This window comes from Dyadobacter sp. 32 (genome assembly GCF_902506755.1).
Taxonomy (GTDB): domain Bacteria; phylum Bacteroidota; class Bacteroidia; order Cytophagales; family Spirosomataceae; genus Dyadobacter.
In genome coordinates, this window is sequence record NZ_LR735258.1 from 3558679 (window position 1) to 3565000 (window position 6322).

Consider the following 6322-nt stretch of genomic DNA (forward strand, 5'->3'; position numbering starts at 1 on the left):
TCGCCGAACCTCGCAACAGAAGCATTTACACTTTTACAAATATTTTATGTTTGTACAAAAAGTAGAGAAATAACCAAACGATAGCAAGTGCGCCTAAAGCGTTGAAGACCTCCATCCACTTTTCCCCCGCATGCTTATATATACCCTCGAATAGTAACCTGGAAGAGGCATTAAGATCGACGAAACGCATAACCAGGTAAATAACCAATGAATTCATTCCAATTACACGGAAGAAAAAAGACCATTTCTTATAACCAAGCACGTCAATAATCCAATAGAATAGCAATAGAAAAAGGAAGGATAGCCCCGCTGTTAAACAAATAAAGGAACTTGACCACAGATGTTTATTAATCGGAAAAATCTGATTCCATATCAACCCGATTACCACACCTGATACGCCGGCCAGGGCCAACCATTTCAGCTTATCCATGGACTGCACCCGTCTGAGCAGAACATCCCCAGCCAGAGACCCAAAAATCGTGAGGCAAAACGAAGGAAATTGCGTGAGCAATGCAAGTTCATCATAGGTACCTTGTCTAAGCTTGCCAGGCATGAAATTCCTGTCAACCCAACCCACCAGATTACCCTCGAATGAAAAATCCCCACTGCCAAAACCTGGAACCGGAATAAGTAACAACGCCAGGTAATACACCACTAAAACCGCAACGGCAATGATTAAACGTTGTTTCCAGCCAAAATTAACGTACAAACAAGCTACTATGAATGTGGACAAACCAATTCTTCCCAATACACTGCCATAACGGATATGGGCAGGATCAAATAAATCAATAGGAGCATTCTTATCCAGAATTCCCAAAATAGTCAGGATCAGCATCCGCTCAAAAACCTTTCTGAGCAAAACCGCCTTGGCCACGCCCATGGACATCCCTTTGGTAAGGCTGAAAGCAAGGGAGGTTCCTGCCAAAAATAAGAATAGTGGAAAAATAAAATCGTAAAACGTAAACCCATGCCATTCAGGATGTTCCAGTTGCGCAGAGATAGCATCTATGGCTCCAATATTGGTTTTGCCACCCAGTAAAAATATGAACGCCCCACCTCCCGAGATCATCAGCATATCAAATCCACGCAGCGCATCAATAGAGGCCAATCTACCCGGAACCGGACCAGAGTCATTATTCATAAAAGTCAATTAAAGGTTCTACGTAGACAAAGCGGGTTGGTGTCAAATTCTCACTTACCCTGACTACCAAATTATTTTCCAATCTCTTTCCCGGCACGCTAACAACGTGGTAAGCTCACACCGTCACGACTGGTGTTGGATGCGTTTTCAGACCGGCTCTATTTAACCCTTAATCGAAATTTACAGCACAAAACAGGTACCGGTTTGCGATACCGCTCATGCAATGACTCAGTGGGAGAAAGCATTCCATATTTATTTCCTCACAATATCTGACTGTGAAATTTGCCTTGGATAGTTTGCGTACGCCTCGTTATCCTCATTAAGCCTGTATCCCAAATTGGAATATTCACTGGCTTTTTCAAAATAATAACTGGCTTCTGAATTACCTGAATTCTTCAAAGTAAGTGCCAGATAATAGTTCGCTTCCGGTAGCTGCGTATATAACCTGAGGCAATCTTTCAAGACTTTCTCTGCCTGATCATACTCGCGTATTTCGTAATAAACAATCCCAAGGTAAAGCAGCGAATTAAAATGGGAATCATTATTTCCATTCCCTTTCCGTTGCTGAGTGACATCCTTTAAAAATGCTTGCTCAGCCTGAGCATATTCCGCCAGTCCAAGGTAGCATAGCCCCAGGTAGAATGAATAAGTATGATCCATAATGTTTGCATTCGGTACGAGTTTTTCGGCACGGCCAAAATCTGCCAATGCTTTTTCATAGTTTTTAGTAAAAATACAGTGAAGGAAGCCCCGGTATGCAATCCATTTTTCCGGATCCAGTTCCACAGCTTTGTCTTCCAGCTCGAATGCCCGGGCATAGTCAGCGCTTTTGAGATATGGGATAGCCTTTTCGCGGTAGGCATCTGATACGTTTGGACAAATAGCGAGCAAACTGTCCCAACTCGCTTCCCGTTGCGGGTGGTTGTCTCCAAATTGCCACGCCCTTTTCGAATAAACTTCTACCAGACTGTCCTGAAAGGCCCTTGAATTGCAACGGGTTACTTCCTGCGATAAGCAGGCGGCAGATACAAGTAATAAGCTAAGGAATAATATTAATGATTTCTCCATTTTTTATTTTGAATGAGATGAAAGCAATGTAATTGACATTTTTTATGTCTTGTATTTCTATGCCTGTTGGCCATTTATTGATCTTCTTAGCGAACTGATAGAGCTCCTCCACCAAATCCTTCTGAAAACGGGCCGGTTTATAATCCTCGTCGGTCTGCATTACTTTAATGCGGCTCATAGTACCTTCACAATCTACATAAAAGCGAAAAGTGACGTAGCCGCTGCCGGTATACGTATGCCCTTTCTCTTTCATAAAATCTTTGGCCTCACGAAGCAACGTTTCGGATGAAACCGGATATTTAGCCTTGACCTGGTAATAAAATATAGAATAGGGCGGACTGCATTTCGGACTGATCACAAGGGTAGTGTCCATATATTCACCTTGTGGCAGGGTATAATTCTGAGCAAACGAAATGATGGATGCGAAGCTCAAACAAATAATAAGGATTGCTTTCATTTAGTGAACTATAACGAAATGATCATTTATATTTTCAAGTAACTATTAATTATTGCGTGAGGTCATACGATAATGACACGGCGACAAAAATAAGTATTGTCAAGACGGGAGTAATGTAGGAAAGTCACGTTCCCGTTGACAACCGTAACCTTAAGGCATGAAATTAACCAGTAGGTAACGCTCTAAGTCTAATCCTAACAGAATTAGATACCAATAAGTATGCTGAGTTTTCAAAAAGACAGCAGGCACAACCCTAAATATGAGGAATAGCGCTTTCCACTCGGTTGATATAAATCAGCAATGGTTAGTTGAACTCTGCTCGTCTTTGGAAGTCCTAAACGCAAAAAATCCCATCTTTTATGAAGATGAGATTAATTTGTAATGGTATTGTGGCGGCTACCTGCGCGGCTGGGTATCGGCGGCGGTTATGGCCGGGATCACGTTGATCTGGGCGCCCCCGGCCTAGGCAGCCGCGCACTAGGCGTGCCCCTTAACTTCGGATCAAGAGCAAATGTTGTGGACTAACTTGGATTAAGCATATAATTGAGTCAGGCGATACAGGAAGAATTCAACGTTTCTAACCCCTCGGAACTGGCTTCTGAATGCCTTTACTTTGGCATTGAAAGATTCTGCCGAGGCGTTGGTGCTTCTGTTGTCAAAGTAATTGAGGATGGTTTGATAGTGGTTCTCTATGGACCTGGCCACAGTATTGAATGACTTAAAACCAGATTGTCTGACTTTTTCATGCCATTTAGCCAATCTTGTCAGCCCGTATAGCTTTTCTTCTGTGTCTGTGAAGATATTGCTGAGTTCTTGGGCCAGATCATATGCCTTTTTCAGGTCTGGAAAACGCTCAAAGACTAGATTGGCTCTCTCTTTTTGATCATCAGTCCAGGTATTGGGCTTTTTGTAAAGTGCGTACCTGCTGCGTGCAAGTAATTGTTTGACCGTATCACCGTTAGCTAATATTTCTGGTTGATACTCTGTCTGAGAGGCCTTTGCCTGCTCAATAGCTTCGTTTTCCTGGTCCAATGCATCCCATCGGTGTTTGATACGGATTTCTTGAAGGGCTTCGACTGCCAATCTTTGTACATGGAAGCGGTCAGTAACTCGCACTGCCCGCGGGAAACAACGCTTGGCGATCATAGTCATGCTACTGGCCATGTCCAAGGTTATTTCAGTTACTTTTTTACGTAATGATTCGGGGATTTTACGAATGACTTCAATAACTGTTTCAGCCTTAGTACCAGCTACGATGGCGACTATAGTCCCTCTACCGCCCTTTGCAGCTTTATTTGTAACAATAGTGTAAAGTTCCCCGCGGGAGAGACTGGTTTCATCTATCGACAGTTGAGATCCAAGGTTCTCCGGGTACAGAAGCCATTTTTTTGCGTGCCCTCTTTGGTTCCAATCTTTAAATTCGCTCTGAAAATCACGGTATTGACGTAGCAGGTCACGTCCTTTTACTCCATAGAACTGTCCGATAGAATGGACACTATTCGGATTCGTATCGACTGATATCCGCCCGCCGGCCCGGTTTTAAAAAATTCGCGAATTCACTTGTCATTCGCGTCCCTTTTCCAATTTCCGTCCAATCTCGATAAACAACCTTGCCTGTCTTTATATTCATCCACCTACGTCGTTTGATATGAAGAAATACCTTGTGCCCGCGAATTGGAAAATCTTGAACCGTAATAACCGGGAAAAAGCCTTTTGACAACAAGTTCTGGCGCTCCGGATCATCTTCTGCAACGTTTTTCTCCTCAATGTGCGCATGATAGACGCCATCCCGCTGATCAAAGGAAGTGAGCGCGAAATTTTCTAGAATGAACTCAGGAAATAGGAATTGAACTACTGGCAAGAAACTCTCCAAAGCAAACAGGTTTGATTAAAAACACAAACCTAGAAAAATCCTATGCGCTCCACAAGTTTTTGATTTGATCCTTAACTTCTCTGTCCCGGGCCGGGATGGCGAACCATCGGGCCGCGCAGGCTGCGTGGCCGGGACTACGCGCCCCGGACTACGCGCCCAGGCCTAAACGCAAAAAAGCCTCACATTTCTGCGAGGCTTTTTGTTTTGTAATAGTATTGTGGCGGCTACCTACTTTACCAGGTTTGACCCAAGTATCATCGGCGGTTCCGGGCTTAACTTCTCTGTTCGGGATGGGAAGAGGTGAACACCGGGCCAATAGCCACCAACAAGATCTTTTGAGGGGAAGAAGGAGGAAGGAAGTATGGAGGAAGGGAAAATCCCTTTCGTCCTTTATCCTTTTTTCCATTATCCTTTCATTCCTTTTTTCATGTCATATTGGAAGTAGAAGAGATTGAGATTAAATGTTTTTTCTAGTGAAAGAAAATGTGCAAGCTGTTGGGTAATTAGTACTGCTCGGCTGAATGTATTTCTACACATACACCTGCAGCCTATCAACGTTGTAGTCTACAACGACCCTTATGTGGAAGATTCATCTTCGGGCTAGTTTCGCACTTAGATGCTTTCAGCGCTTATCTATTCCCCACATAGCTACCCGGCCATGCTCCTGGCGGAACAACCGGTTCACCAGCGGTAGGTCCACCTCGGTCCTCTCGTACTAAAGGCAGCCCCCGTCAATCTTCCTACGCCCACCACAGATAGGGACCGAACTGTCTCACGACGTTCTGAACCCAGCTCGCGTGCCACTTTAATCGGCGAACAGCCGAACCCTTGGGACCTTCTCCAGCCCCAGGATGTGACGAGCCGACATCGAGGTGCCAAACCTCCCCGTCGATGTGAGCTCTTGGGGGAGATCAGCCTGTTATCCCCGGCGTACCTTTTATCCTTTGAGCGATGGCCCTTCCATACAGAACCACCGGATCACTATACCCTGGTTTCCCACCTGCTCGACCCGTCGGTCTCACAGTCAAGCCTGCTTGTACTATTGCACTCCACACACGGTTACCAAGCGTGTTGAGCAGACCTTTGGAAGCCTCCGTTACACTTTTGGAGGCGACCACCCCAGTCAAACTACCCACCATGCACGGTCCTTGACTTAGTCAAGTTAGATCCCAGGCCAGCGAAGGGTGGTATTTCAACGTTGGCTCCAAGATGCCTGGCGACACCCCTTCATAGCCTCCCACCTATCCTACACATCCCTGACCCGAAAACAATGCAAAGCTATAGTAAAGGTGCACGGGGTCTTTCCGTCCCGTGGCGGGTAAGCGGCATCTTCACCGCTACTACAATTTCACCGAGCTCACGGCCGAGACAGTGCCCAGATCGTTACACCATTCGTGCAGGTCGGAACTTACCCGACAAGGAATTTCGCTACCTTAGGACCGTTATAGTTACGGCCGCCGTTTACTGGGGCTTCGATTCAATGCTTCTCTTGCGATGACATCCCCTCTTAACCTTCCAGCACCGGGCAGGTGTCAGGCCCTATACGTCAACTTTCGTTTTGGCAGAGCCCTGTGTTTTTGCTAAACAGTCGCCTGGGCCATTTCTCTGCGGCCTCTCTTGCGAGGAGGCTCCCCTTCTCCCGAAGTTACAGGGTTAATTTGCCGAGTTCCTTAGCCGTGATTCACTCGAGCACCTTAGAATATTCTTCTCGACTACCTGTGTCGGTTTACGGTACGAGTTGCAATAAGCTGATGTTTCAGAAGCTTTTCTTGGAAGCCTTTTC

5 protein-coding genes and 2 rRNA genes (1 of these 7 cut by a window edge) are annotated in these 6322 nt (G+C 45.5%); all 7 read right to left on the reverse strand.

The window, feature by feature from the left end; translation table 11 throughout:
* Positions 1-25: 25 nt before the first annotated feature.
* Positions 26-1141: a DUF5009 domain-containing protein gene (locus DYADSP32_RS14440; protein WP_149242077.1), complete on the reverse strand. Its 1116-nt coding sequence runs from the start codon at positions 1139-1141 to the stop codon at positions 26-28.
* Between the two features lie 252 nt (positions 1142-1393).
* Positions 1394-2209: a tetratricopeptide repeat protein gene (locus tag DYADSP32_RS14445; RefSeq protein ID WP_149242076.1), complete on the reverse strand. Its 816-nt coding sequence runs from the start codon at positions 2207-2209 to the stop codon at positions 1394-1396.
* On the reverse strand, positions 2181-2666 hold the full coding sequence (locus DYADSP32_RS14450) for a hypothetical protein (protein WP_149242075.1): 486 nt from the start codon (positions 2664-2666) through the stop codon (positions 2181-2183). The genes DYADSP32_RS14445 and DYADSP32_RS14450 overlap by 29 nt, the downstream gene beginning before the upstream one ends.
* Positions 2667-3197: 531 nt before the next feature.
* On the reverse strand, positions 3198-4187 hold the full coding sequence (locus tag DYADSP32_RS14455) for an ISL3 family transposase (RefSeq protein WP_414618165.1): 990 nt from the start codon (positions 4185-4187) through the stop codon (positions 3198-3200).
* A complete protein-coding gene (locus DYADSP32_RS14460) occupies positions 4162-4539 on the reverse strand; it encodes a transposase (protein ID WP_149242073.1) in 378 nt (125 codons plus the stop codon). The genes DYADSP32_RS14455 and DYADSP32_RS14460 overlap by 26 nt, the downstream gene beginning before the upstream one ends.
* A 215-nt stretch (positions 4540-4754) precedes the next feature.
* A 5S ribosomal RNA gene (gene rrf / locus DYADSP32_RS14465) occupies positions 4755-4866 on the reverse strand.
* Between the two features lie 156 nt (positions 4867-5022).
* Positions 5023-6322, reverse strand: a 23S ribosomal RNA gene (locus tag DYADSP32_RS14470) (it continues 1519 nt past the right edge of the window).

Coding starts and splice junctions, on each gene's coding strand:
- DYADSP32_RS14450 (WP_149242075.1), bottom strand. CDS start 2,666: ATGAAAGCAATCCTTATTATTTGTTTGAGCTTCGCATCCATCATTTCG.
- DYADSP32_RS14440 (WP_149242077.1), bottom strand. CDS start 1,141: ATGAATAATGACTCTGGTCCGGTTCCGGGTAGATTGGCCTCTATTGAT.
- DYADSP32_RS14445 (WP_149242076.1), bottom strand. CDS start 2,209: ATGGAGAAATCATTAATATTATTCCTTAGCTTATTACTTGTATCTGCC.